Here is a 25,235-nt window from a genome sequence, read left to right as displayed (position 1 = left end):
ATCGTTGCTTATCTTTTAATCTTTTCCACCAAGTCGGCTATTGATATTCATCATGATACTAGCTATTTTTTCACCCCAGTACGGATCTGATGCATAGCGAACATTCATTCCTGTCGCTTTATTTCCAAGGTGATCTCTTCCACGGTCAATATAGTTCTCACGAATCCACTTGGCCGCACCAAGAATTCCTTTATCTACATCATCAAATTTCTTAGCTGAATCATAGGGACTAGTATCGTAAGCAGCTATTCCGAAGAAGTTATTTTTATCATTAGCAATTTGGCTTCGTCCCCAAGCACTTTCTAGCGCACTATGAGCCATTAAATAGAGAGCATTGACACCATAACGTTTTTCAGCTTCTTTAAAAATTGCTCCTTTACCAGCAAGACGGCTGTCTCGGATATTCATCATCGAATAAACTCTATTTAATTCATCCGCACTATAGTTGGTTGGTTCAGTTAAATTCTTGAAAAGGAAACGATTTTTGATAGTAAACCCATCGAAATGTTCTCCATCCTTTGAATAATACTTCTTACCAATTTTCATAGCTGAAGTATGTGGAGCTACCCGAATACTAGTGTATGGAGACAGTTCATGATATAGGAATCTTCCGTCAGTAGTATAGTGAGGAATAAACTCACTTCCTTCCTCAACTAAAGCCAAATCACTTTGATTCATATAACCAGACAAGCCTGATATTGAAACAGCTAGACGACTACCCTTGCTTTTAGAGCCATCATGGGTCACAATACTTCCCTGATTGACATAGCTCAAAATATCTCCTGATTCGCTATAAATATAGGCTGTGATTGGTTTAACCTTAAAATATTTGGGGCTTTGAATCCACTTTCCATCACTCTGGAAGAAATACTCTTTATTTTTGATATTAAAACCACCAGTAACATAACTTCCATCTTCTTTCAGGTAGTACCATGCATTGTAGTTAGGATCAAAAATCCATTCATTCTTGGCCATATAACCACCAGATTTGAGGTAATAAGCACCAATCCATTCACGTGAAGCATAAGCACCACCTGATTTTAGGTAAAACCAGCTATTATAAGATTTATCAAAAATCCATTCTTTTTCAGCCATTGCTCCACTATTCTTTAGATAGTAAGCATCTTTCCACTGATTACTAGCCATCACACCATCACTGTTAAAATAGTACCATGTGCCCTTAATCTTTTCCCATTTATTACGAAGGATTTTTCCTGAATCTGTAGCATAATACCATTTATCAGTAATCTTCACCCAAGCATTCTGAGCCATTGCTCCACTATTTTTTAGATAGTAATCATCTTTCCACTGATTACTAGCCATCACACCATCACTGTTAAAATAGTACCATGTGCCCTTAATCTTTTCCCATTTATTACGAAGGCTCTTTCCTGAATCTGTAGCATAATACCATTTATCAGTAATCTTCACCCAAGCATTTTGAGCCATTGCTCCACTACTATTAAGAAGATAATCGTTCACTAGAACATTGCTAGCCATAACTCCATCTTGCTTGAAGTAATACCAAACATTGCTAATTTTTTCCCATCTATTACGAACAATCTTTCCTGAATCTGTAGCATAGTACCATTTATCCGCAATTTTTACCCAGGAATTTTCTACCATTGCTCCACTAGTTTGAAAAGCATAGTCATTAACAATAGTATTGCTGGCCATGATTCCATGTTGATCAAATAAATACCAGACACCCGCAATTTTTTTCCAATTTTTGATTGGTTGATTATTCTCATAAAAAAGCCATTTCCCATGCTCTTTCTGCCAACCATTCTTATGAGCTTCTTCAACTTTTTCTTTATTTGGAATAGCCTCTTGTTTAGAATTATTTTCTTTTACAACAACTGGTTCTTTCTTTTTTTCCGTCTTTTCAGTTTCATTCTTTGTATTTTCAACAACTTTTTTCTCTTCTGATACTGGTGTCTGATTTTTATCTTTAGACTGATTTTTGTCCACAGATTGATTCTTATTCGTCGTTTGACTTTGGTCCGTTGTTGTACTATCTTCAGCAAAGACTGATGTGGGCACAATTGCCAATGCAAGCACTGCCGTGCTTACAAGTAGTGTTCTCTTCATTTTACTCCCCTAAGTAGATATTCGTCTACATCATTCGTAATTAACTTTATTCTAACATAGTTAAAAGAAGAAAATATTACAAAATGATGAAAATTCTATTTCTTATTAACAATAAGGATGGTCTAGCTTATCTAAGGCTGGTTTTTACTTCCTTGCTGAGATTTTCTAGACTACTAATGCCGTATTTGTCCATGACTTTTGGTAAATTTTCGATAATATCAGGACAGGCATATGGATTGGTAAAGTTGGCTGTTCCAACTCCGATAGCAGATGCACCAGCCAGATACATTTCTAGGGCAGCTTCAGCCGAATCTACTCCCCCCATTCCAATGATGGGCAGGTCTGTTGTTTGAGCAACTTGGCGGATGAGTTTGAGGGCTACTGGAAAGACTGCTGGACCAGACATTCCACCTGTTCCATTGGCCAAGATTGGTTTTCTGGTTTTGAGGTCAAAACGCATTCCAACCAGAGTATTGATCATGGTTAAGCCACTTGCCCCCGCATCTTCTGCAGCTTTTGCGACAGTAACGATATCGGTCACACTAGGGGTTAATTTGACATAAACTGGCACATCTGAGGCTTCGACAGCTGCTTTCACCACATCATAAGCTAAATCTGGATCTTGACCAATCAAAAGTCCGTGATTACAGTGGTCAACATTGGGACAAGAAATATTGAGCTCAATAGCCTTCACATTAGCTGCCTTGGAAATACCATGAGAAACAGCCGCATACTCTTGTTTTGAAAAACCAGCTACATTGGCGATAATAGGAAGATTTGGATACTCTCTTTCTAGCCAAGGTAACTTTTCAGCTAAAACAGCTTCTAAACCCGGATTTTGCAAACCGATTGCATTGAGCATACCAGCAGGTGTTTCTGCCACCCTTGGAGTTGGATTGCCAAAGCGTGGTTCAAGGGTCGTTGCCTTGATCATAATAGAACCTAAAAGGTCTAAATCATAGTACTTGACATACTCTTGTCCAAAACCAAAACAGCCTGATGCTGGAATGATCGGATTTTTCAAATCCAAACCAGGTAGAGAAACTTGTAAACGATTTGTAGTCATGATTTTCTCCTTATAATACAACAGTTCCTGTTCGGAAAACAGGACCATCTTCACAGACGCGTTGGCTGACCGTCTCGCTTTCTGGCACTTTTAGGACACAGGCATAGCAAGCCCCCATCCCACAAGCCATACGAGATTCCAGAGATAGATAGGCTCTTGGGTGGTCATAAAAGTTTTGATTGATATACTTCATCATGCCAGGCGCCCCACATGAATAAACAGCATCAAACTGACTGTCTAAGTCATTGATGACAACAGACACATTTCCTTTAATGCCATATGAACCATCATCTGTCGTTACAAAAACCTGACCATATTGGGCCAATTCCTTTTCAAGGATAACAGCATCCTTGTTAGCAAAACCAAGGACTGTCACTACTTTCACACCACGCGCATGTAATTCCTTGGCCACCTCAAGCAAAGGAGGTACACCAATCCCACCTCCAACTAAGAGAACCTGGCTCTGCTCATCTAGGTCAGACAAGTCAAAACCATTTCCCTGAGGACCCATCACATCAAGAGTATCTCCCTGACTTAAGGTTGAAAAAATAGCTGTCCCAGTTCCCTCAATCCGATAAATAAGATGACACTGCTTATTTGCCTTATCAATAGACGAAATTGAAATAGGACGACGCAAAAGATGGGCATCATCAGGCACACGCAGATGAAGGAATTGGCCTGCTCGCATAGCTTCAACCATTTCCCCTTCTAGGACTAATTCAAAGATTGCTGGCGCGATTTCCTCCTGTGCTACCACCTTCATGGTTTCCAAACGAATTGCACCCAAACGTTTCTTACATGTGGGATTCATGACTTCTCCTCCTTAAATTTTAAGGGGACCAGATAAAGAAAAGACCTTGCTAGTGCAAGGCCTCAGTTAAAATTGTACAACAGAAGAGAGCACACTCAAAAAGTCTCCTCTAGAAAATTGTACTATTCTTTTATCTGACACCTTGTGAGTCTCTCTGGACTCCCCTTAAAGGTTAAATTTTTACTAGTATACTCTTTCAGCTAAAAAAAGTCAAGTAGAAAACGAACATTCTACTTAACCTCACGAGATTATTTTTCACGAATGACTTCGACCTTGTAGCCATCAGGGTCTTTGACAAAGTAATAGTTAGGCGCAGTTCCTGGTAGGCCATTTGGCTCAGTCACTTCATAACCTTTTGCACTGTGCTCTTGATGAAGAGCTTCAAGATCAGGTGTACTGAGGGCGATATGGGCAAAGCCATCTCCAACCACATAAGGACCGTGATCGTAGTTATAAGTCAACTCCAACTCATAGTCATCACCCTCAAGACCTAGATAGACAATCGTGAAGGCATGGTCTGGAAAATCTCTGCGACGCAATTCTTTAAATCCAAAAGCATCTTGATAAAATGCGATTGATTTTTCAAGATTTTCTACTCGCAAGCAAGTATGTAGCATTTTTGAAGCCATATTTTTCTCCTTTATTTTTAAAAAGACTGGGACAATCCTGTTCCAGTCTTATCTGTTATTATTTACCAAGTTTTGCTTTAGCTGCATCTGCAAGAGCTGTGAAAGCTGCTGCATCGTTAACAGCCAAGTCAGCAAGCATTTTACGGTTAACTTCGATCTCAGCCAATTTCAAACCATGCATCAATTGTGAGTATGAAAGTCCGTTCATACGAGCTGCCGCGTTGATACGAGTGATCCACAATTTGCGGAAGTCACGTTTTTTCTGACGACGGTCACGGTATGCATAGTAGTAAGAGTTCATTACTTGTTCTTTTGCAGTACGGAACAAGATGTGTTTAGCTCCATAGTAACCTTTAGCTAATTTAAGAATACGTTTACGACGTTTGCGTGATACAACGCCACCTTTAACACGTGCCATGTTTTATTTCCTCCAAATATTTCCTAGAATTGTTTACTTACAGTCAAGCTATTATTTCAAGCGAGTAAGCATTGCTTTGATACGTTTGTAATCTCCTGAATGCACCATAGATGCTTTACGAAGATGACGACGTTGTTTCTTAGTTTTTCCGTGGAAACGGTGAGAAGTGTAAGCACGGAAACGTTTAAGTCCACCAGAACCTGTACGTTTGAAACGTTTAGCTGATGCGCGGTGTGTTTTTTGTTTTGGCATGATTTTTTCTCCTTTATTTAACTTTCTGACAATTATTTTTTGTCAGTTGCTGGCGCCAATTGCATGAACATTTGACGTCCATCCATTTTAGCACGTTGTTCGATGATGGCAATATCTTGAGTTGCTTCAGCAAACTCGGCTAAAACTTTTGCACCAATCTCTTTATGGGTAATCATACGACCCTTAAAGCGAATAGATACCTTAACTTTATTTCCTTTTTCAAGGAATTTGCGTGCATTGCGAAGTTTTGTATCAAAGTCACCCTTGTCAATCGTTGGACTTAGACGAACTTCTTTCACAGTAACAACACTTTGTTTTTTACGTTGTTCTTTTTGCTTCTTCTGGTACTCAAATTTGAACTTACCGTAGTCCATAATTTTTGCAACAGGTGGTTTGGCTTGGGGTTGAATCAATACTAGGTCAACATTAGCGTTATCAGCCAAAGCTTGCGCTTCGCTGAGTGGCTTGATGCCTAGCTGTTCTCCTTCAAGACCAATCAAGCGAACTTCACGTACACGAATCTCATCATTGATGAATAAGTCTTGCTTTGCTATGGTTTTCACCTCTTTTGTTTTATTAGAGAAAAACAATAGCGGACTCGTAAATATACAAGCCCGCACGTTATGATAGCGTTTCTTAGAAACTTTTCATCCGTAGGGCCAGGCAACTTGATATCACAAGGCGAGAAGCTCTCACTTCTGCTTTTCTCAACTTTTATATGATACCAAGTTTTCTAGTCCTTGTCAAGATAAAAAGTTATTTTTTTGAAAAGTTTGTGCTCGTTACCCAACCGTTTCAATCTTCCAACTATTCCACCCTTTAAACCTGATAGCTCCATGCTGGTCAGTTCGATAAACTTTACTATTGATACCTTCCAGTCGTGTCAAGGTTTCCTGATGGGGGAATTTCGTTCGATTGTTCTTTCCAACTGAGATGAGAGTAATCTCTGGTTTGAGCTGTTCTAAGAAAACTGAATTTGTTGATTTTTTGGAGCCATGTTGGCCAGCTTTCAAAACATCCACTTTCAAGTCTGGATAATGCTTCAGCACGTCCTTCTCTCCTTTCTCATCCAAGTTTCCAGTGAAAAGAAAGTGCTTATCCAAGAGTTTTCCATACAGAACTAGGGAATCTTCATGACTCCCATCTCCAATTTTCCTTGGAGATAGAACTTCTAACTGACTTCCAAAAATTTGCAAGTTCTCTCCTACTGTCACACTACGCACCTTGGTTTGAGTCGCCTGTAGTTCTGCCACAAATTCCTTCTGTTTCATACTGCCTTTTGACACTAAAATTTCGCCTACATGAAAAGCCTTGGTCACCTCCAACAAGTCTCCAACATGCTCCTTGTCCGTATTTGTCAAAACTAGCTGGTCAATCTTGGCTACTCCTCTACTTTTTAGATAAGGAATCAAGGTTCGCTGGGCATTACTGGTCGTCGCCTTTTCTTGCCATTTTTCTATTTTCTTATCAGATTCTGCCTTACCGCCCACATCTATGAGAATGGTTTTCCCAGTTACATCCCGTAGGAAAAGACTCTCGCCTTGCCCCGCATCCAGCATAGTGATTTCATTTTCCAGTGGATGCTTGATCAAGAAAAAGAGACCCACAATAAGTAAGCTGAATCCAGCTACTCTTTTGATATTTTTCCTCAAATCATAGACCAAAGCCAAAGAAATTAATAGTAGTATCAACAGCCATGCATTGGGTTGTCCAAAGACCAGAGGCCTACGTGCCACCTGTGATACCAAGCGAATAATGCTTTCCAACCATTCAAACATAAAATTAAGTTGAGTGACTGGATAGAGAAAGGAAAGGGCAAATAAGATAGACAAGAGAGGTAAGAGGACCAAGTCAAATAGGAAGGAAAAGACAAAGGTCAAAAGGATGGACCATGGTTGAAATTCTGCAAAATAGAAGGATAAAATGGGTAATATACCCAAAGAAATGACAAGACTTTCTCTAGCAACAGCCTTGAGCCCCTCGCCTTCTTTGCTGGTCATGGTCAAGATAAAAGCATAAGCACAGGACAAGACTCCTCCTGCTGTCAAGAAAAAGTTGGGCATGACAATAAAGAGAACAAGCACAGTCAGGGCAAAATTATCCAAGCCCTTATAGCCATGTTGAGCCAATAATTTTTGCAAAAGACTTCGAATGACCGATGCTGAAAATCCTGTCAGTCCTGCATAGATAAGGGAAAAGGGATAAGTCAGCCATTTCAACTTTTCTTGGGTCAAGCCCAATCGCAAGAGAAGTTTCTTAAATCCATCCATGAAAAAGCCTACCTGCATACCTGACAAGGCAAAGAGGTGGATAATTCCTAGACTAGAATAAAGCTCATTCATCTCCTCGAAGTCGGTGTCCAGATGTCCCAGCAAGAGACCCGTCATGTAGTTGCGCATAGGGTCTGGAAAATGTGTCTTAATCCAAACCACAGCCTTTCGACGTAAACTGGACAGATTTTCTCCTATATCCCAACTGCCAACCTTTTGAAGTGACTGGATTTTTTTGATATTGAGAGTCTGGTAAATTCCCTGAGTCTTCAGATAGGCTTGATAGTCAAATCCACCAAAATTCCTCTGCCCTTCTGGCTCCGAAAGTTTTCCTTCAAGTTCTATCTCATGAAGGTCTGTTAAGACTTGAAAGGCTTCTTTCTCCTCCTCGGACTGAAGCTTGTAATAGACTTGAAAAATGCGTCCATCAGACTTACCACGAAAAGATAGGCTATCTCCATTGACCTTAACAGTGTCAGGCAAAATCCGTACCCTCTCAACAGAATCCGCCAGATTTTGACTAGCTTGACTCTGTTGCCAAGTTTGAAAAACAAACCAGAATCCAAAAATTACACAAAGCACTAGAACTTTTCCAGCAGATTTCCATGGAAATTGGATAAAGAGACAGACTAGCAGAAAAACAAAGCCTAACAGTGCGATATAGGATGCTGAGAAAATGGCGTAGTAAAGCCAGAGCAATAGAAAACTCAGATAGATTAGGGGAATAGGGAAATTCTTAATCCACTGTAACATAGTCTTTTAGCTTTTCTATGGTTTTAGCACCAATACCAGAAACCTTCTTAAGTTCATCAACCGACTTGAATTTCCCATTTGATTCACGATGGTCGATAATATCCTGAGCTCGTTTGCCACCCAGACCCTTGACCTGCTTGAGCTCTTCCAGACTGGCCTTGTTGAGATTGACCTTCTTTTCCTTACTCGTTGAAGAAGCCGTTCCAGAACCAGTCTGTTGACTAGCTGCTTCCTCTCCCTTAGTTGGAACGTAAACCAGAGCCTCATCACTAACTTTCTGAGCTAGATTGAGCGATTTGCTGTCTGCTTGCTCTGTCAAGCCACCCGCCTTTTGAACAGCATCATTGACACGACTACCTACTGGCAAGTCATAAATCCCAGGTGCTTTAACAGCGCCTTTTACATCTACTGTGATTAGATCTTGTTCAACAGGTTCTTCCTTTTCTTCCTTTTCGGTCGATGAATCCTTGGAAACAGCTGCAACTTCTGCCTGCAAATTCGTTTCCTTGACAGCTGTTTGTGGAGCTGGCTTTAGCAGGAAAAATCCGCCGACAAGTAAGCCCAGACCAGTACAGATGACAATGATTTTATACTCTTTGATTTTCTCGATAATTGCTTCCATATATTCTCCTCTCTTAGATTATTCGTAAGAGAAAGAAAAAACAGTCGAAAATTTCTTCTCAACTGCTTATTTATTTGCAAAATAGTCTTCCTTGGTCAAGACATAATGAACTCTTGTCACGATTCGGCCTTCTTCATGCTGGTCCATACAAGCATATGGTTCTACATAGGAAAAAAGCATGCCTGATTTCTCCATGACCTTTCCTGACGCGGGATTAGCCTTATCGTGTAAAGCAACTAACTTATTCATTCCTAACTTCTCAAAAGCTAGCTCAATTACGGCACGATTGGCTTCTGTCGTCAATCCTTTATTCCAATACTTTTTATTGATAATGTAGCCAATAGCTGCCTTCTTTATAACAGGATCAATCTTGTGCAAGTCAATGGTTCCAATAAACTGACCATTGCTTTTTAGTTCTATTCCCCACCGTCCCAAGGGATTGGTCAAGTAGAACTGAGCAATATTACTTTTGGTTTCTTCTAAATTTTGATTGGTTGGAAAAGTGTAGCGCGTATTTTCTCTGTCCGAGGCATACTCAAACATTTCTTCCGCATCATCCAAGGTTACAGGTCTAAGCAATAAACGCTCAGTCTCCACTATTGGATACTGAGCTAGTTTTAAAAAGATTGATTCCATACGTTTCTACCATTCAAAAGTATTTTCTATCAGTCTAGCATAAAAAAGAAGTGATAACAAATTTTTCTTGCTTTTTAAAGCGGTTTCATATAGAATAAAATCATCACCTTATTTTATAGATAATTGTGATAAATCATTTACAGCCCGTCAATAGAAAGGGAGTTTTTCTCTATGTTAATCGGAATTCCAAAAGAAATTAAGAATAATGAAAACCGTGTCGCCCTCACACCTGCTGGTGTCCACAGCTTAGTCGGCCGTGGTCATCGCGTCCTTATCGAAACAAATGCTGGTCTCGGTTCTGGCTTTACTGATGATGACTATCAAAAGCAAGGAGCTGAGATTGTCGCTACTGCTGGTGAAGCCTGGGCTGCAGAGTTGGTCGTGAAAGTAAAAGAACCATTAGCTTCTGAATATGGTTACTTACGTGACGACCTGCTTCTCTTTACCTACTTGCACATGGCCGCTGCGCCTGAATTAGCAGATGCTATGCTAGCAGCAAAAACAACAGGGATTGCCTATGAAACTGTTCGTGATTCCCAAGGTCAGTTACCACTCCTCGTACCTATGAGTGAGGTTGCAGGCCGTATGGCAGTCCAAATCGGTGCTCATTTTCTAACTAAGCAAGCAGGAGGTTCTGGTGTCCTACTGGGTGGTGTACCGGGTGTACCTAAAGGAAAAGTAACCATCATTGGTGGTGGTGTCGTAGGGACCCATGCTGCCCGCATCGCTTTAGGATTGGGAGCGCAAGTGACCATCCTTGATATCAGTGCTAAACGTCTCTCAATCCTTGAAGAAGTCTTTGGTCACCAAATTCAAACTCTCATGTCCAATTCATTTAACATTGAAGCCAGTGTGAGAGATGCGGATGTGGTGATCGGAGCGGTTCTCATCCCAGGTGCCAAAGCACCAAAATTGGTGACAGATGAGATGGTCAAGCAAATGCGTCCAGGATCTGTCATCGTTGACGTTGCCGTTGACCAAGGTGGCGTTATCGAGACAGCTGACCGTGTGACAACGCACGATGAACCCGTCTATGAAAAACACGGTGTGCTCCACTATGCCGTTGCCAACATCCCAGGTGCGGTTGCTCGTACTTCAACTATCGCACTAACCAATGTCGCTCTTCCTTATATCGAAGCTTTGGCTGAAAAAGGATTTGTACAAGCAATCGCTGAAGATGAGGGGCTGCGTCAAGGTGTTACCACTTATCAAGGTTACTTAACCAGTCTTCCAGTAGCCCAAGGTCTCGATAAAAAACATACTCCAATTGATGAATTAGTATAAAAAATCTAATTATCAGATAAAAGAAAGAGCAATTCCAACCGAACTGCTCTTTTTTGTTATTCTGTTTCTTCTTGGCTTGCTTCACTCTCTTCATTCTTGACCGGTGCTGGTTCATAAGCTCGGATAATCTGAGCGACAACAGGATGGCGAACCACATCCTTGGCTGAAAAATGAATAAAGTCAATCTGGTGAATGTTCTTGAGCTTTTCTTGGGCATCAATCAAACCGGACTTGACGTTACGCGGAAGGTCAATCTGACTGATATCTCCATTGACAATCATCTTAGAATTAAAGCCTAAACGAGTCAAAAACATCTTCATCTGCATGATAGTCGTATTTTGCGCCTCATCGAGAATGACAAAGGCATCATCCAAAGTTCGTCCACGCATATAGGCAAGGGGCGCAATCTCGATAATTTCACGCTCCATGAGTCGAGTTGTTTGGTCTTTCCCCAGAATCTGATACAAGGCATCATAAACAGGTCTAAGGTAAGGATCTACCTTCTCCTTAAGATCACCCGGAAGAAAACCTAGACTCTCTCCTGCTTCCACCGCTGGACGAGTCAGGATAATCCTCTTGACTTGCCCACGTTTAAGGGCAGTCACTGCCAAGGTCACTGCAAGGAAGGTCTTCCCTGTCCCTGCAGGTCCGATTCCAAAGGTCACATCATGCTGTTTGACACTGTCCACATAAAGCTTTTGACCTAAGGTTTTGACGCGGATAGGCTTCCCAGTATTGTCTTTAATGATTTCTTCTTCATAAAGGGCGACAAACTTGTCTATTTCATCGTTTTTGACCATGCTAATCGCAGTCACCACATCTGGCGTACCAACGGTCATCCCACGATTTACCAAGACCATCAAAGCCTGAATAACTTGACGGGCTTCCTCACAGGCAGTCTCTTCTCCCAAAACCTGCACAATCTCCGTACGAGCATGAATCACCACATCAAGCTCTTCTTCCATCAAACGAAGATGGCGTTCATTGGAACCAAAAAGATGAAACAGGTCATCTGGATGACTCAGTTGAATGTCTATTGAATGTTCCTTCAAATAAAGAACCTCTCTAATTCTTTTATTTCTTTTTATTATAGCAAAGGGGCGGAGAAATTACTAGCCCAAACCTAGTGAATCATGCTAGTGTTCTAAGTATTCTTGCCAGATAGCGTCAAAGTCTCCTAGGTTAAAAGAGAAACTGGCGTGCTCCTCCAAAAAGCGACTCACCTCATCAAAATCATCTGTGTGTTTTGGGAAGGCTGACTCTTCAAAAGCGAGGTCTGCCAAGATAGCTTTGGGACTATTACTTTTAGGATTGCGCTCAGTCATGAGCCAAGTGTAAAATGATTTTCTCATAAATCTCCCTAAATCAACTCTGTCCCAAACTGGTCTTGCTTGATTTTACCAGCCTTCATAAGACCACCTAAAGCTTTCTTGAACTGACCTTTAGAAATGCCAAAGGTTGCCTTGATGTCGTCTGGAGATGACTTATCATTTAAGGTCATGAAACCGCCATTGCTTTCCAAGTAGGTCAAAATCATCTGAGCATCATTTTCCAACATTTCAAATGAACGAGGTTTGAGAGAGAGGTTCAGAGTGCGGTCCACTTCACGGAAACCAATGACACGCGCATCTAATACTTGACCCAAACGTGGCTCTGCATAGCGCTCGCTAGGATGGATAAAGCCAAGCATGTTATTTTCTGGCAGATAGACAAAGGTCCCTGACAGCTTGAGGCGGTAAACAATGGCTGGCCAGTTTTGGTTCTGCATGTTGTTGTAGGCAGGACGAGCCAGACGTTGGAAGTCTTCTTGATAAGCCAAGAGTCCCCAGATACGGTCTTTCTTGTCCACTTCAAGACGGATATAGAGTTGGTCGCCCTTCTTAGGCCAGAGTTCCTTGAGCTCAGGGAGAATATCGAGTGACACAACGATTTCCTTGTCAGGAAGGCCTGTATCCACAAAGACACCCAAGTCTTTACGAACTTCCGTTACAGTTCCCCAACCAAATTGGTCCTGAGTTGCAGTCACTTCTAGAGTGGTCAAGCGGAGTTTTTGCTTCATATCCGTGTAGGCAAAACCTTTAACCGTATCCCCAACTGTATGTTGACCTTCTTCCTTGGCAAGAGCATAGGTCTGGCCATCCTTTTGCACAAAGTAAAAACGGTCGTTTTCATCGATGATCAGTCCAACGATAAAACTTGCAAGATTTGTATTCATATTTCCTTCTTTCGAATAAAACTCAGCCAGCAATGCCAACTGAGTTTTTCTGTTTATTTTTTAGACTTCCAAAAGTTCTTTCTCTTTGTTGGCAGTCATGTCGTCGATGTGTTTAACAGCATCGTCTGTTACTTTTTGAATGTCTTTTTCAAGAGTCTTCAATTCGTCTTCAGTGATTTCTTTTGCTTTTTCTTGTTTCTTAGCTTCGTCCATAGCATCGCGACGGATATTGCGGACAGCCACTTTAGCATTTTCGCCGACCTTCTTCACTTCTTTAGCAAGGTCACGACGAGTTTCTTCTGTAAGAGCAGGGATAACCAAACGAATAACAGAACCGTCGTTAGCTGGTGTGATACCAAGATCAGAGGCATTCAAGGCACGTTCGATGTCTTTCAATGAAGACTTGTCAAATGGTGTCACCAACAAAACACGCGCTTCTGGAATCGTAATTGAAGCGATTTGGTTAAGAGGAGTTTCTACTCCGTAGTATTCTACATGTACACGGTCAAGCAAGCTTGCATTGGCACGACCGGCACGGATACCACCAAATTCACGAGCAAGTGATTGGTGAGACTGGGTCATTCTCTCTTTAGCTTTTTCAATAATTGCGTTAGCCATAATCTTTCTTATTCCTTTTCTTCGATATTATTTGAAACTGTTGTTCCAATATTTTCACCAAATACGACACGTTTGATGTTGCCTGGTTGGTTCATGTTGAAGACAACCAAGTCAATGTCGTTATCCATTGAGAGGGTTGAAGCTGTTGAGTCCATGATACGAAGACCTTTGTTAATAACATCACGGTGAGTCAATTCTTCAAATTTAACAGCTGTCTTGTCCTTCTTAGGATCGGCATTGTAAACACCATCTACGCCATTTTTAGCCATAAGGATAGCATCCGCTTCGATTTCAGCCGCACGAAGGGCCGCGGTCGTATCTGTTGAGAAGTAAGGTGAACCAATTCCGGCACCAAAGATAACGATACGGCCTTTTTCAAGGTGACGAAGGGCACGTCCACGTACATAAGGCTCTGCCACTTGTTGCATAGCAATAGCTGTTTGCACACGTGTATCAACCCCAACTTGTTGCAATGAATCTGCCATCACAAGAGCATTCATAACAGTCCCAAGCATTCCTGTGTAATCTGCCTGAACGCGGTCCATACCTGCTTCTGCTGCAGGTTCTCCACGCCAAAGATTTCCTCCACCAATAACAAGGGCAATTTCGATACCTAAGCTATGAACTTCTTGAATCTCTTTTGCGATTGTTTGAACTGTTTGGATATCAATCCCTACGCCACGTTCTCCGGCAAGGGCTTCACCTGATAACTTGATTAAAATACGTTTATACTTGGGATTCGCCATTTTCACTCTCCTTCTTTTATCCTACCTATTTTATCACAATTTCTAAGATTTTTATAGTATCATGAGCAATTCTTTCAAAAAAATTAGACTGTTAAAAATTCCTCTAAGTCACTAAGGGCACGCTCTGCAATTTTTTCATATCGAGCCTTCTTATCACGGATACGTTCGCCTTCCAACTCCTTGATAATACCGAAATTGACATTCATTGGTTGGAAATGTTTGCTGTCAGCATGGGTGATGTAATGAGCTAAGCTTCCAATCGCTGTCGTCTCTGGGAAAATAGCCTCGCTTTCTCCCTTGAAAAGACGAGCCGCGTTAATTCCCGCAACTAAGCCTGACGCTGCTGACTCAACATAACCTTCCACACCCGTCATCTGACCAGCAAAGAAGAGATTTGGTTGTTTCTTAGAACGATAAGTCTGCTCAAGAAGATTCGGTGAATCCATGTAAGAATTGCGGTGCATAACACCATAACGAACAAACTCCGCATTTTCAAGACCTGGAATCATTTGGAAGACACGCTTTTGTTCTCCCCATTTGAGGTGGGTCTGGAAACCGACGATATTGTAGAGGCTACCAGCCGCATTGTCCTGACGGAGCTGAACCACCGCATAAGGTGTTTTAAATTCGCCATCACGAGGTCCTGTGTAGTCATCTGGATACTCCAAACCGACTGGTTTCATAGGGCCATAAAGCATGGTTTTAATGCCACGTTTGGCCATGACTTCGATAGGCATACAACCTTCAAAGTACTTTTCTTTTTCAAAGGAATTGAGCGGTGCTTCTTCTGCATTGACCAAGGCTTCATGGAAATCCATAAACTCTTGTTTAGTCATAGGGGCATTGAGGTAGGCTGCCTCTCCCTTGTCATAACGAGACTTGAGATAGACCTTGCTCATATCGATAGTGTTGACATCGATAATAGGCGCTGCCGCATCGTAGAAATAGAAACCATCGCCGTCATTAAGAGCATGAATCTTTTCAGCCAGAGCATCGCTGGTCAAAGGACCAGTCGCCACAACTGTGATAACATCTGTCGGCAATTCTGTAATTTCATCACGAACCACTTCAATCAAGGGATGGTTGGTAACTTTTTCAGTCACCATTTGGGAGAAACCATCACGGTCCACCGCAAGAGCTCCTCCTGCAGGAACACGGGTTGCTTCAGCAGATTCTAAGATAACAGAACCCAAGCGACGCATTTCTTCCTTGAGAAGCCCAACAGCATTTGTCAAAGCATCTCCACGCAAGGAATTGGAACAAACTAACTCTGCAAAATTGTCTGTTTTGTGCTGGGGTGTTGACTTGACACCACGCATTTCATAAAGTTTAACTGGAATACCACGCTCTGCGATTTGGTAGGCTGCCTCAGAACCTGCCAAACCAGCACCGATAACATTGATATAAGATTGAGACACGACACTAATACCTCTTTGGGTGGGACCTAAGTCCATATCAAAACACTCCACTGGACTGTTTGACACCCACAAATCTTTCTAATTTTTTCTTCTACTAGTATAACAAAAAAAGGGAAGAAGGCAAACTTCCCTGTTTAGTCATTTTCTTGATGTAAAGAGATAGTGAGTATTCCAATTAAAAATCAATTATATGCTACTCTATAAAATCTTTTCCACGTAACGGATCGATAGGGACTGTTATTCTATCTCTTGCTATAACCGTATTATCTAAAACAGCATAACATTCAACATAGTGGTCTCCTTTAAACTGAGAATCTTCGTGATGTTTTATTTTACCTGAAAAAATAGCACCACGCTCACAATTTCTTCTAATCGCCTCAGCTCCAATATTTCTTACTTTCCAATAATATTTAACATCAGACAAAAGATTATCTGGAATATCTGATTGTATAATTTCAAAATCAAGAGATTTTCTATTTTTAATCTTAAATCTACTCTTTAAAAAGTCTGAAAGAAGTGCTTTTCGAAAACCATCCTGAGTAATTTCACACTCCAAAACAATATTATATCGGATATCAATACTAAACAATTCATCAATAAATTCTTCATTCGAAGCTCGATTTGTGGTAGAAGTGGATTGAGCGAATTTTCTACCAAATAGCTGTCTATAAACTTCAGTAAGTTTCTCTTCTGAAGCGTCTTCTATTTTCTTGAGAGCCTGCTTAGCTTTATTGATAAATTTTGCTCCATCATTATTATAAATCTTTTGATTACTACCTAAAGCATACCAATACTCTCTATTTTTATCTTGACTTGAAAAGTATTCAAAAATATCTTTCAAGAGAATATTATAATCAGAGTAATATATTTCAGAAATACCTTTATCATCAATAAAATCAGATATCAAAGCATCTATCAACAGCCCCTTAAATGAAAAGCCCATATGATTTTTCCATCGTCGTATGAGCCTTGTTAAGTTAGAGAAGTGATTATTAAAATTCGAATTTAAAGATTTACATTTTTCAATTTCAGGCTTTGGTTTAGTAATTTTCCAAGAGCCTCCGTTACGAGAATCAGGATATTTAAAATTACCATCAGATTGTTCGAAAGCTGGAACTAACTCAATTTTTCCACCATCCGAAAAATCAATAACAACGACCTGTCCGTCTCCTTTTATTTTTGTATTTGGGTATCTTTTTAGTAATTCGTTTTTTATTTCCTGTAGAAGTGCTGATTGACCATTACCCTCATAAGAATCAAATCGTCTATACACTTCTGAGGGTAGTGAAAAAATATAATCAAAATCACTAACATTTCGAACAGCCGTCGTTCTCCCCACACTACCAACAATCAAACCATTGTCAATTTCTTCATCTTTAAGCTCATCTAAGGAATAGTATTTTCGATTAAGTCGTTTCGTAATCTCTTTTAATCTATTCTTCCATTTTTCCCATTCCTCATCCGTCATGGGGAGTTCGTCTTCGCAAAATTCTTTAAAATCATTAGATAAAGACATTACTCTTCCTCCTTAATTTCCATCAATTCTTTTGGAATAAAGTATCTATAATCCTCCTCATAATCATTATCTTTTCTCGATTTTATTAGTTTTGAAGCCTTGGATACATTTTTGGGAGAAGCATTAGAAAGTTGACTATAAGTAGCATCTCTTCGAAATTTTAATTCTTCGAAAAATTCTTGGATTTCACTGGATGGTTTTCCATTGTAAACCACCTCAGATAAAAGAATTTCAGCTAACACTCTAAGATTCCAAAGCTCATCAACAGATTTCCTCTCCAAAGCTAGTCGTTCCTCAAAGTTAAACTCCTTGGTGATGCTAAAAATTATTGTAGTGACTAATGATAAAAATGCTGTAACAAGCTTTATCCAATATTCATCAAACCAAAGTATTCCAACTAAGCCAGAAGAGACAACTCCAGAAATGATTATTGTTGCTATTCTAAACCATCGAATATAGCTTTCTAACTCGTCAATTCTAACCGCATGAATTTTGTGAGTCCAACCTACATTTACTATAAATTTTTTAAGTTGAAAGTGTAATTTTTCTTGATTTTTCGACATTAAACCTCCTCCTTACTATTTTTGCTTATCTTGGTATGTTTCCCAAACAAATGACACTACCGTTAATGCAGATCCTACAACAACTGAAGCATACCTTGGTGGCAATTCTATAAAGTTAGCTCCCTTACCATGACCATCACCTTTATCATTTCTAAGACTGTTAATACCCTTGATAATTTGATTCAAACCACTTAGAACTAGCTTTACATCTTGATTATTTTTTGCTGAAATATTTTCATTAGAATCCAAGTTTAAAAATTTAAAGACTTTCTTTTGCAAAGTTGCAATATCATTAGAATTAGAATACTCAATTTTTTCATGGTCTAAAATATGTTTAAAACATGATTCCAACAATTCCTTAGCTTTTCCAATAGCGTCCGCTGGAGAGCGAGAAATCATTTCATTCATAATCCCCATTTGCTTATCTATATAGTCGCTATCAAAATAGTCAGATAAAGATTCAGCAACATTATTTAAGTAGGCCATTTGTGAGACTTCATATTTCGAAAGTCTCTCTTTCAATTTGAATGCCTGAGAGTTCCTCTCTTCAGTTTTCTCGTAATATGAGTCAGGAAGGTCTTCATAATATCTAAGTAAATCTAAAGCCAATTTTAAAACCAGTTCATCTGGTTCGTTATCTACAAAAGCCTGTAAAGCTTTCCCTTTTGAACCTCCATATTTCTCTTGAATATTTACTCCTACTGAATTAAAAGTAAAATTAGCAAAAGTAGAGTTAGAAAAATTTAATACATAACCGTCACTATTAAAAAATACTTTTATAAAACTCTTATCTTGAAAATTTAATTCCATATCAAGTTCCCTAGATTTAAAACATCAACTCGCTTCAAACAAATCCAGTTGACCAAAACTTTCTTCGAGTTTCTGTTGCTTTGCAATTACATCACTATTTCGTAAATCTGACACTAACTTTTCAGCAATATACCACATCATTACTGGTGGAATAGCATTCCCCAGCATTCTATATTGAGCACCTTCTGAACCAAGCAATTCATAGTTTTCTGGAAACGACTGAATACGTGCAACCTCTCTTGGAGTATAGCGACGGTAACGTCCATTTTCTAACAAAACAGGGTCAGTGCTATTTAAGGATACTTTTGCTAAGTGAGAACTAACCGTATTACTCGGCTGTTCAATGTCTTGTGCTCGTCCTTTATTCATTTTTTTGCCAGATTTACTATTTAGCATTCCTTGCACAGCCCTCTCACTAAAATAATACTTTTCATCAATATCTTGCTGAAGAATTATTTTTAGTGGTGTATAATCTTCTACATTCTGAATAGGCTCTTCAGGAAATTCAAAAGTAAAATTCAAATCCTTTCGAATACCAACAATAAACACACGCTCTCTCTTTTGCGGAACGCCGTATTTGGTGGCTACGCAAAGTTTATAAGAAACATTATAGCCAGCTTTTTCGAACTCTTCAATAATTAGAGGAAAAGCTTCTTTATTGTTTGCAGACAAAATTCCCTTAACATTTTCGGCAAAAAATGCTTTTGGTTGATGAGCTTTTAGCACCCGCACCATCTCAAAAAACAGTGTCCCTTTTTCATCTTTTATTCCTAAGCGTTTCGGATTTTGAGCACTAACAGAAAATGATTGACAAGGAAAACCTCCTGTTAAAATATCGAAAGACGGGATTTCATCTGATTTTATTTCTCGGATATTTCGATTGTCTGGAATAACACCAAAATTCTTTTCAAACATTTTATTAGCACTATCTTCAATATCATTTGCATAGACAATCTCAATTTGATTGTCGGCATAATGTTTACCTAAAAAATCAAATCCACCAGCAAAACCAATATCCGTTCCACCCCCTCCACTAAAAAGAGAGGCAATTTTTAGTTTCTTCAAATTAAATTCTCCTCAAAGACAACTGACGATGAAAAACGGACATCATATCCATCTTTTCTCTCAATCAGAAGCATCTTCTCATTTTTGACTAATTCATACAAATTCTTGATGATAAACAATTTTTTGCTATGTTTAGAAATCTGCAAACGATAAATATAGTATCTATCACGCACAGATTTAGCAGTTCGCCATTCGTTTGGTGTGATATGAAACGAATTAAAAGTAATAGAAGCATTGCTGACAGTTGTTTTGACTTCAATATATTTTCTCAGCTCAGAATCATCACACTCAAAAGATTGAACATCGTAGCCAACACCAAACTGTGTTGGAATAAAATTCACCAGATGGAGCAACTGTTCTTGCCCGTGTTCTCGTAATTTTTGTTTTTCATGATTGATGACAATAGCTTCTCCCGAACTCCCTACAACAGCGGTAGAAATTTTCTCGCTATATTCGATGTGTTCAGTTAGATGTCCGATAATATCTGTTTTCTCCTCAGTAAAATCAATATCACTTGGAAGGTAGAGATTAAAGTTTGTCCTAAAATCAATATCTCCTAAATCACGATTGACATATTCGAACCAAGCACTTCTAAAATTTCGAACATCTTCAATTATTGTCGAAGCATTTCCAATAAATTGAGCATAACCATCAAAGGTAGCATCTGATTGCAAAAAGTCATTTATTGCTTGCTCTTCCACAGAATTTATTTTATACCTACCACCTTGAACAGTTAGCAAACTCGCTATAACCATATAGTCTAAAATATCTTTGGCATATCTAATAACATCTCCTTTAGTATCGTAAGCTACTTTAGACGCTCTATTCTCTTTGATACGATTCCATCTTTCCAAAACAGGCTCTCTATCACGAGTACATCTCAAATCATTAAAGATACAATGGGCGACTTCTTCATCGGTGAGGTAAATAGTTTTTTCTTCAGCTTGTGAGGCTTCTGTAAATAGTTCCAGTAGATACTGAGCTGGCTTAAATTGAACTCCGATTTGACAAAGTTTAACAATCTCGTTATCTTTTAGATGCCCACCAGGATATTCAAAATTATACAAAAAGGTTTTAAAAAAGCGAATAAGGTCTTGGTCTTCAGTCAATTCCTTAGCCCTATTTCCTGAATAGACAAAGCCTTCTTTCTCAATCATCATCCCAAACAAAGAAGAAATCTCTGTTCGCCAGTTATTGATTGTTTTCTCTGTTTTATCTGCATTTCCTGCATATTGTTTGATAATGTCATTTAGTTGCTGACTAAATTCCTTTTTAGGCAATATTCCCAAATAAGAAATATTCGTTGCCATATAAACAAGTACATTTTCGACATCATTTTTAAAACGAGGTCTTGGGTGATGTAGTCTAAAATAATATTTCTCTGGAACTTGATACATAGTTACTCTTCGTTATTTTTTAAATATTTCAGTAAATTGTTTGCAATCTGCTGAGCCATTAAAGGAGGAACAGCATTACCAACTTGTCTAAATTGCTGTGTTTTACTTCCGTAAAAGATAAACTCATCTGGAAAAGATTGTAGACGAGCAGATTCCCTCACTGTTGGCACACGATTATACTTATAGTGGAAATGATGTCTATGCCCCGTATCAATCGTAGGAGCTGGCTTCCAACTAGCAAATCGTGTCCAAGCGACATTAAATTTTCTTGTTTCTCGTAATTCCTCTGGGAGATTTTTATAATTTCCACCGTCAGGGACAAGGGCAATTGTACTTGTCACTTTTTCTGAATGCTTGGCTGCAACGTGGTTCAAAACCACATTTGAACGTTTTCGCATTAATTTTTGATAGTCATTTTGTGGTTCTGAAACATAAGACATTGCTATCTCGCCAAGTTCATTTTCTAATGTTGGCAAATCAGAAATTGCCATCTCTGTTGTAATGATTGTTCCCAGTGCATCAGGATATTCAAATCCATCATTCCTCGTCCCCACAAAAATAACACGCTTTCTATTTTGAGGAACTCCATAGTCAGAGGCCAGTAACACTTTAAACTGAACCTTATAACCCATTTTCGAAAACTCTTCTATGATAGTATCTTTTATTTGCCCTTTAAACAAACTAACAATCCCAATCACATTTTCAATGACAAAAGCAATTGGCTGTATTTCTCGAACCAATCGAATATAAGACAAATAAAGTTTGTTCCTTGGATCATCAAATTTTCTAGGTCCAGAAAGCGACATCCCCTGACAAGGGGGACCACCTACAATTATGTCAACTTTTTGTTCTCCAATTATTGGTTTTATATCTTCCTCATAAGATATATTCGCAATATCTCCACATAATATTTCTGAATTCTGATGATTTTTTTGAAAGGTTTCTAAGGCTTTTTCGTCATTATCAATTCCTAATAGAACATTAAATCCAGCCATCTCGAATCCATAAGATAGACCACCTGCTCCTGAAAATAAATCTACAATGTTATATTTTTTCAACTGATAAACTCCACACTATTTTCTCATATATAATTATACCATACTGCGTACTTAAAAATAATTCTAATAGAGTACATCATATATATTTAACATAAACTGAATGAACATTGTTTTTATTTATTCACTACTCAATCAATTCTATGATTTAGACTCCGAATATTATCATCACTAATTAAGTTAAACAGAAACAGACAGAATTATTACATTCTGTCTCCCTTTATTGGTTTTCTTCCCAGTCGTGATAGGCAGCGTAGAGTTGACTTTTATTCCACTGGTAAATCTTAGCGACTTCCTTGATAGCTTGATTTTTCTTCATACCATGTTGGATGCGGGCTTGGATTTCTGAAAACAAGTCCTCCTCGTCCTTTTCTTCCATATCCTGACTGGCACCTTCAACGATGAGAAGGCATTCTCCCTTAAGTGGCGTTTCGGAGATGCTTTCCAGCAATTCAGAGATCTTTCCTCTTTGGTATTCTTCATAAATTTTAGTCAATTCCCTAACCAAAACGACCGAGCGGTCGCCATAAACTGCTAACATATTTTCCAAAGTATCTGCCACACGATGGGGAGATTCATAGAAAATCTGAGTTTCAGGATAATCTTTTTTTGAGTCGAAAAATTGCTTTTGCTGGCCTGATTTTCTCGGTAAAAAGCCGTAAAAGATATGTGGTTGTGGCGCTAGACCGCTAGCAATCAAGGCAGAAATCCCTGCAGAGGCTCCTGGAACTGTGACAACTGCAATCTCTTCCTCAATAGCTGCCTTAACCAAATCATGACCAGGGTCTGAGATGCTAGGCAGACCCGCGTCGGATACCTGAGCAATACTTTGCCCTGCTTTCAGGAAACCAATCAAATCAGGAATCTTTTCCTTGGCATTGTGCTCATGAAAACTGATTTGCTTGGTAGAAATGTCAAAATGCTTGAGCAATAGACCTGTATTGCGTGTGTCCTCAGCAGCAATCCAATCCACCTCTTTCAAGGTCTGGATTGCTCGAAAGGTTATATCGTCTAGATTGCCAATCGGCGTTGCCACTAGGTACAGCTTGCCATAGGGAGACTGCCCCTTAAAACTTTTTTGAATCTGCATGCTTACTCCCTGTATAACAACTCATCACAGAACATACATTCTTCGTCCTGTTCTCGACGTTGTCCATAAAAATCATTACAAACGTGAAATCCATCACGGTAAATGCGACGGACACTTTCACGAACATGCTTAGCCTTGACAGGAGCGTCTGCTTCCACCTCACCCAAGCGTTCTCGCAACTTACTATTTTCCAAGCGAAGAGCTGTATTTTCTTCTACCAAGCTCTTGAGATTTTTCTTGATGGCTTCCACATCGGCCAAGGTTACCAATAACTGTTGGGAAAAATCGTCCAGCGCGTCAAATAATTCTTTTTTGTCCATAAAACAGCCCTTTCCTTTCTTTATCATTCATCTTTGAGTTTATATTTCTTTCAAGACCAGGTATTCCATGGCATTTTGAAAGCTGACATTAGCTTGCCACATTTTTCTAGCTTCTAGCAAATCTTGTAGAATCACTCTTACTCTTGCTTGCAGGAGATCCTGCCCACAGAGGACTTCAAGAATCCGTAAAACCTGATCTTGTTTTTCCTTATCATCTGCCAAGCTAGCTAGTTTGGCAACTTGCAAATAACTTTCTTTTTTCTTAGCCACTAACCAAGTCAGCAGGCGTTCACTTTCATCAACCAAGGTCCAAAAACTTGCCTGATTGGCTAACTTCTCTGCTTCAGCTCGCGATTGACTAAACTGGGCTAGGAGAGTCGCTTTTTTCTTAACCAGTCCCATTTGTTCTAAGAGCAATATCAGCTTCTCTTCTTGTTTTTTAAAGTGGAAAATCTGGGTCCGACTTCGAATTGTCGGTAAAATCTTCTCCTCATCTCTGGTCAAGAAGAAAATATAAACCTCACTCTGGGGTTCTTCGATGACCTTGAGCAGAGAATTAGCTGCGTTAGGATGCATCTTCTCAGCTTGCTCAATAATAAAAACCTGTTGCTGGCTTTCAATCCCTGCTTGGGAAAACTGACCCACTAATTCTCGAATGCGTTCTGTCTTAATGACCTGATTAACTGGTTTAATCAAGGTGACATCGGGAAATTCTCCCTGTTCAATCAGCTTACAATTTCGGCATTTCTCACATGGTAAAACACCTACTTTATCTGTACAAAAGAGGCTCTTAGCTAAAAATTGCGCCATTTCCAAGCTTCCAAAGAAACCTGAAAAGAGGTAGGCATGATTGAGCTGGTCTTGTTCTAGGATACGGACAAAGTGGTCAAACTGATCTGGCTGCCAGGCCTTTAGTTGATCTTGTTTCATTTAGCTAATCCCATTCTATCAAACAAGACAGCCTTTGTGGTTTCCACAACCTCCTCCAATGGAAGACTCGCATCAATCTTGACAATACGACTTCCTTCTTTATCCAGAAGAGAAAGGTAACCTTGACGGACTTTTTTATGCAAGTCCAAACCTTCCAAGTCCAAACGATTGACCTCACGATTGCTATTAGCAGCAATGCGAGCCAGTCCTTCTTCCACCTCGATATCAAAATAGAGTGTCAAATCGGGTTTAAGGCCATCTGTCGCAAACTGATTGAGCCAATCAATGGCGTCAATATCTAAGCCACGACCAAATCCCTGATATGCAATGGAACTATCTATGAAGCGGTCCATAATGACCAACTTACCAGCTTCAAGGGCAGGGAGAACTTTTTCCACCAAGTGCTGTCTGCGACTGGCGATATAGAGTAAAAGCTCTGTTTTAGCATCCATCTGAGTATGACTTGGATCCAAAATCACTTCCCGAATCTTCTCCCCAATCAAGACTCCGCCAGGTTCACGGGTCGTCAGCACCTCTATTCCTTTTTCCTCTAAAATTGGGAGTAGAGCCTCTAAAACACTGGTCTTTCCTGCTCCCTCTGGTCCCTCAAGAGAGACTAAAAATCCTTTTGACATGTCTAACTCATTTCTTTTTTTCTAC

The 25,235-nt window shown here is 39.6% G+C and carries 27 protein-coding genes and 1 other annotated feature; of the genes, 1 reads left to right on the top strand and 26 read right to left on the bottom strand.

Features of this window, described 5'->3' with window-relative positions; genetic code table 11:
• Positions 1 to 15: 15 nt before the first annotated feature.
• The 10 genes from ACLV7W_RS03870 to ACLV7W_RS03825 all read right to left on the bottom strand — a co-directional run bounded on the left by ACLV7W_RS03870 (position 16) and on the right by ACLV7W_RS03825 (position 9,548).
• The gene (locus tag ACLV7W_RS03870) at positions 16 to 2,091 is read right to left on the bottom strand and encodes a glucosaminidase domain-containing protein (RefSeq protein WP_153209668.1); all 2,076 of its coding nucleotides are present in this window, start codon (positions 2,089 to 2,091) and stop codon (positions 16 to 18) included.
• A 127-nt stretch (positions 2,092 to 2,218) separates the two neighbouring features.
• Complete coding sequence (locus ACLV7W_RS03865; RefSeq protein ID WP_411865464.1) at positions 2,219 to 3,205, bottom strand: dihydroorotate dehydrogenase; 987 nt, start codon at positions 3,203 to 3,205, stop codon at positions 2,219 to 2,221.
• Entirely contained in the window at positions 3,168 to 3,968 is an 801-nt protein-coding gene (locus ACLV7W_RS03860) for a dihydroorotate dehydrogenase electron transfer subunit (RefSeq protein WP_060628467.1), read from the bottom strand. Before ACLV7W_RS03860 ends, ACLV7W_RS03865 begins: the two co-directional genes overlap by 38 nt.
• A gap of 248 nt (positions 3,969 to 4,216) precedes the next feature.
• Complete coding sequence (locus ACLV7W_RS03855; RefSeq protein ID WP_000157153.1) at positions 4,217 to 4,597, bottom strand: VOC family protein; 381 nt, start codon at positions 4,595 to 4,597, stop codon at positions 4,217 to 4,219.
• Between the two features lie 58 nt (positions 4,598 to 4,655).
• On the bottom strand, positions 4,656 to 5,015 hold the full coding sequence (gene rplT / locus ACLV7W_RS03850) for a 50S ribosomal protein L20 (RefSeq protein ID WP_000124834.1): 360 nt from the start codon (positions 5,013 to 5,015) through the stop codon (positions 4,656 to 4,658).
• A 51-nt stretch (positions 5,016 to 5,066) separates the two neighbouring features.
• The gene (rpmI, locus tag ACLV7W_RS03845; RefSeq protein ID WP_001125943.1) at positions 5,067 to 5,267 is read right to left on the bottom strand and encodes a 50S ribosomal protein L35; all 201 of its coding nucleotides are present in this window, start codon (positions 5,265 to 5,267) and stop codon (positions 5,067 to 5,069) included.
• 32 nt (positions 5,268 to 5,299) lie between these two features.
• Positions 5,300 to 5,830 (bottom strand): translation initiation factor IF-3, encoded by a 531-nt coding sequence (gene infC / locus ACLV7W_RS03840; protein WP_000848180.1) that lies wholly within the window; start codon positions 5,828 to 5,830, stop codon positions 5,300 to 5,302.
• A 15-nt stretch (positions 5,831 to 5,845) separates the two neighbouring features.
• Positions 5,846 to 5,977 (bottom strand) — a sequence feature (ribosomal protein L20 leader region).
• Positions 5,978 to 6,049: 72 nt separating this feature from the next.
• Positions 6,050 to 8,290 (bottom strand): DNA internalization-related competence protein ComEC/Rec2, encoded by a 2,241-nt coding sequence (locus ACLV7W_RS03835; RefSeq protein WP_411865463.1) that lies wholly within the window; start codon positions 8,288 to 8,290, stop codon positions 6,050 to 6,052.
• On the bottom strand, positions 8,274 to 8,912 hold the full coding sequence (locus ACLV7W_RS03830) for a helix-hairpin-helix domain-containing protein (protein WP_411865462.1): 639 nt from the start codon (positions 8,910 to 8,912) through the stop codon (positions 8,274 to 8,276). The genes ACLV7W_RS03835 and ACLV7W_RS03830 overlap by 17 nt, the downstream gene beginning before the upstream one ends.
• A gap of 66 nt (positions 8,913 to 8,978) precedes the next feature.
• Positions 8,979 to 9,548: a GNAT family N-acetyltransferase gene (locus ACLV7W_RS03825; RefSeq protein WP_411865461.1), complete on the bottom strand. Its 570-nt coding sequence runs from the start codon at positions 9,546 to 9,548 to the stop codon at positions 8,979 to 8,981.
• 171 nt (positions 9,549 to 9,719) lie between these two features.
• On the opposite strand from ACLV7W_RS03825, the gene ald reads away from it, so the two are divergent.
• Positions 9,720 to 10,832: an alanine dehydrogenase gene (gene ald / locus ACLV7W_RS03820; protein WP_411865460.1), complete on the top strand. Its 1,113-nt coding sequence runs from the start codon at positions 9,720 to 9,722 to the stop codon at positions 10,830 to 10,832.
• Positions 10,833 to 10,888: 56 nt separating this feature from the next.
• Here the strand turns inward: ald and ACLV7W_RS03815 are convergent, their stop codons facing one another.
• From ACLV7W_RS03815 to tmk, 16 genes are all read right to left on the bottom strand, one after another.
• Positions 10,889 to 11,884: a PhoH family protein gene (locus ACLV7W_RS03815; protein ID WP_411865459.1), complete on the bottom strand. Its 996-nt coding sequence runs from the start codon at positions 11,882 to 11,884 to the stop codon at positions 10,889 to 10,891.
• 84 nt (positions 11,885 to 11,968) lie between these two features.
• The gene (locus ACLV7W_RS03810; protein ID WP_001232084.1) at positions 11,969 to 12,184 is read right to left on the bottom strand and encodes a YozE family protein; all 216 of its coding nucleotides are present in this window, start codon (positions 12,182 to 12,184) and stop codon (positions 11,969 to 11,971) included.
• An 8-nt stretch (positions 12,185 to 12,192) separates the two neighbouring features.
• Positions 12,193 to 13,047, bottom strand: coding sequence for an RNA-binding virulence regulatory protein CvfB (cvfB, locus tag ACLV7W_RS03805; protein WP_001095459.1), 855 nt, complete (start codon positions 13,045 to 13,047; stop codon positions 12,193 to 12,195).
• A gap of 60 nt (positions 13,048 to 13,107) precedes the next feature.
• Positions 13,108 to 13,665 carry a ribosome recycling factor gene (frr, locus tag ACLV7W_RS03800; RefSeq protein ID WP_001262225.1) on the bottom strand — a complete coding sequence of 186 codons (558 nt, stop codon included), beginning with the start codon at positions 13,663 to 13,665 and terminating at the stop codon, positions 13,108 to 13,110.
• Positions 13,666 to 13,673: 8 nt separating this feature from the next.
• Entirely contained in the window at positions 13,674 to 14,411 is a 738-nt protein-coding gene (pyrH, locus tag ACLV7W_RS03795; RefSeq protein WP_000002996.1) for a UMP kinase, read from the bottom strand.
• 83 nt (positions 14,412 to 14,494) lie between these two features.
• Positions 14,495 to 15,829, bottom strand: coding sequence for a methylenetetrahydrofolate--tRNA-(uracil(54)-C(5))-methyltransferase (FADH(2)-oxidizing) TrmFO (gene trmFO / locus ACLV7W_RS03790; RefSeq protein WP_411865931.1), 1,335 nt, complete (start codon positions 15,827 to 15,829; stop codon positions 14,495 to 14,497).
• A 193-nt stretch (positions 15,830 to 16,022) separates the two neighbouring features.
• Entirely contained in the window at positions 16,023 to 17,345 is a 1,323-nt protein-coding gene (locus ACLV7W_RS03785; RefSeq protein WP_411865458.1) for an SMODS domain-containing nucleotidyltransferase, read from the bottom strand.
• Positions 17,345 to 17,908 carry an SLATT domain-containing protein gene (locus ACLV7W_RS03780; protein WP_000042158.1) on the bottom strand — a complete coding sequence of 188 codons (564 nt, stop codon included), beginning with the start codon at positions 17,906 to 17,908 and terminating at the stop codon, positions 17,345 to 17,347. Before ACLV7W_RS03780 ends, ACLV7W_RS03785 begins: the two co-directional genes overlap by 1 nt.
• Positions 17,909 to 17,923: 15 nt before the next feature.
• The gene (locus ACLV7W_RS03775) at positions 17,924 to 18,718 is read right to left on the bottom strand and encodes an abortive infection family protein (RefSeq protein ID WP_153209676.1); all 795 of its coding nucleotides are present in this window, start codon (positions 18,716 to 18,718) and stop codon (positions 17,924 to 17,926) included.
• Positions 18,719 to 18,742: 24 nt separating this feature from the next.
• Complete coding sequence (gene dcm, locus ACLV7W_RS03770) at positions 18,743 to 19,783, bottom strand: DNA (cytosine-5-)-methyltransferase (protein WP_153209677.1); 1,041 nt, start codon at positions 19,781 to 19,783, stop codon at positions 18,743 to 18,745.
• The gene (locus ACLV7W_RS03765; RefSeq protein WP_153209678.1) at positions 19,780 to 21,180 is read right to left on the bottom strand and encodes a protein NO VEIN domain-containing protein; all 1,401 of its coding nucleotides are present in this window, start codon (positions 21,178 to 21,180) and stop codon (positions 19,780 to 19,782) included. Before ACLV7W_RS03765 ends, dcm begins: the two co-directional genes overlap by 4 nt.
• 2 nt (positions 21,181 to 21,182) lie before the next feature.
• Positions 21,183 to 22,238 carry a DNA cytosine methyltransferase gene (locus ACLV7W_RS03760; RefSeq protein ID WP_153209679.1) on the bottom strand — a complete coding sequence of 352 codons (1,056 nt, stop codon included), beginning with the start codon at positions 22,236 to 22,238 and terminating at the stop codon, positions 21,183 to 21,185.
• 217 nt (positions 22,239 to 22,455) lie between these two features.
• The gene (gene rsmI / locus ACLV7W_RS03755) at positions 22,456 to 23,325 is read right to left on the bottom strand and encodes a 16S rRNA (cytidine(1402)-2'-O)-methyltransferase (protein ID WP_411865457.1); all 870 of its coding nucleotides are present in this window, start codon (positions 23,323 to 23,325) and stop codon (positions 22,456 to 22,458) included.
• Positions 23,326 to 23,327: 2 nt separating this feature from the next.
• Positions 23,328 to 23,645: a DNA replication initiation control protein YabA gene (yabA, locus tag ACLV7W_RS03750; protein ID WP_000358228.1), complete on the bottom strand. Its 318-nt coding sequence runs from the start codon at positions 23,643 to 23,645 to the stop codon at positions 23,328 to 23,330.
• Positions 23,646 to 23,684: 39 nt separating this feature from the next.
• Complete coding sequence (locus tag ACLV7W_RS03745; RefSeq protein WP_411865456.1) at positions 23,685 to 24,575, bottom strand: DNA polymerase III subunit delta'; 891 nt, start codon at positions 24,573 to 24,575, stop codon at positions 23,685 to 23,687.
• Positions 24,572 to 25,210: a dTMP kinase gene (tmk, locus tag ACLV7W_RS03740; protein ID WP_261015310.1), complete on the bottom strand. Its 639-nt coding sequence runs from the start codon at positions 25,208 to 25,210 to the stop codon at positions 24,572 to 24,574. The genes ACLV7W_RS03745 and tmk overlap by 4 nt, the downstream gene beginning before the upstream one ends.
• Between the last annotated feature and the right edge of the window lie 25 nt (positions 25,211 to 25,235).

The organism is Streptococcus mitis, from assembly GCF_965111735.1.
GTDB classification, from domain to species: Bacteria; Bacillota; Bacilli; order Lactobacillales; family Streptococcaceae; genus Streptococcus; species Streptococcus mitis_DR.
The sequence above is the reverse complement of the archived record's forward strand: the minus strand, read 5'-3'. Positions and strand labels throughout refer to the sequence as shown.

Bases quoted from the DNA above. Each gene is read 5' to 3' on its own strand.
- ald (WP_411865460.1), top strand. From the start codon at position 9,720: ATGTTAATCGGAATTCCAAAAGAAATTAAGAATAATGAAAACCGTGTC.
- ACLV7W_RS03780 (WP_000042158.1), bottom strand. From the start codon at position 17,908: ATGTCGAAAAATCAAGAAAAATTACACTTTCAACTTAAAAAATTTATA.
- ACLV7W_RS03825 (WP_411865461.1), bottom strand. From the start codon at position 9,548: ATGGAATCAATCTTTTTAAAACTAGCTCAGTATCCAATAGTGGAGACT.
- yabA (WP_000358228.1), bottom strand. From the start codon at position 23,645: ATGGACAAAAAAGAATTATTTGACGCGCTGGACGATTTTTCCCAACAG.
- ACLV7W_RS03785 (WP_411865458.1), bottom strand. From the start codon at position 17,345: ATGTCTTTATCTAATGATTTTAAAGAATTTTGCGAAGACGAACTCCCC.
- rplT (WP_000124834.1), bottom strand. From the start codon at position 5,015: ATGGCACGTGTTAAAGGTGGCGTTGTATCACGCAAACGTCGTAAACGT.
- ACLV7W_RS03870 (WP_153209668.1), bottom strand. From the start codon at position 2,091: ATGAAGAGAACACTACTTGTAAGCACGGCAGTGCTTGCATTGGCAATT.
- ACLV7W_RS03860 (WP_060628467.1), bottom strand. From the start codon at position 3,968: ATGAATCCCACATGTAAGAAACGTTTGGGTGCAATTCGTTTGGAAACC.
- frr (WP_001262225.1), bottom strand. From the start codon at position 13,665: ATGGCTAACGCAATTATTGAAAAAGCTAAAGAGAGAATGACCCAGTCT.
- pyrH (WP_000002996.1), bottom strand. From the start codon at position 14,411: ATGGCGAATCCCAAGTATAAACGTATTTTAATCAAGTTATCAGGTGAA.
- cvfB (WP_001095459.1), bottom strand. From the start codon at position 13,047: ATGAATACAAATCTTGCAAGTTTTATCGTTGGACTGATCATCGATGAA.
- ACLV7W_RS03745 (WP_411865456.1), bottom strand. From the start codon at position 24,575: ATGAAACAAGATCAACTAAAGGCCTGGCAGCCAGATCAGTTTGACCAC.
- ACLV7W_RS03810 (WP_001232084.1), bottom strand. From the start codon at position 12,184: ATGAGAAAATCATTTTACACTTGGCTCATGACTGAGCGCAATCCTAAA.
- ACLV7W_RS03865 (WP_411865464.1), bottom strand. From the start codon at position 3,205: ATGGTCCTGTTTTCCGAACAGGAACTGTTGTATTATAAGGAGAAAATC.
- rsmI (WP_411865457.1), bottom strand. From the start codon at position 23,325: ATGCAGATTCAAAAAAGTTTTAAGGGGCAGTCTCCCTATGGCAAGCTG.
- rpmI (WP_001125943.1), bottom strand. From the start codon at position 5,267: ATGCCAAAACAAAAAACACACCGCGCATCAGCTAAACGTTTCAAACGT.
- ACLV7W_RS03855 (WP_000157153.1), bottom strand. From the start codon at position 4,597: ATGGCTTCAAAAATGCTACATACTTGCTTGCGAGTAGAAAATCTTGAA.
- ACLV7W_RS03775 (WP_153209676.1), bottom strand. From the start codon at position 18,718: ATGGAATTAAATTTTCAAGATAAGAGTTTTATAAAAGTATTTTTTAAT.
- ACLV7W_RS03835 (WP_411865463.1), bottom strand. From the start codon at position 8,290: ATGTTACAGTGGATTAAGAATTTCCCTATTCCCCTAATCTATCTGAGT.
- ACLV7W_RS03765 (WP_153209678.1), bottom strand. From the start codon at position 21,180: ATGTATCAAGTTCCAGAGAAATATTATTTTAGACTACATCACCCAAGA.
- tmk (WP_261015310.1), bottom strand. From the start codon at position 25,210: ATGTCAAAAGGATTTTTAGTCTCTCTTGAGGGACCAGAGGGAGCAGGA.
- ACLV7W_RS03830 (WP_411865462.1), bottom strand. From the start codon at position 8,912: ATGGAAGCAATTATCGAGAAAATCAAAGAGTATAAAATCATTGTCATC.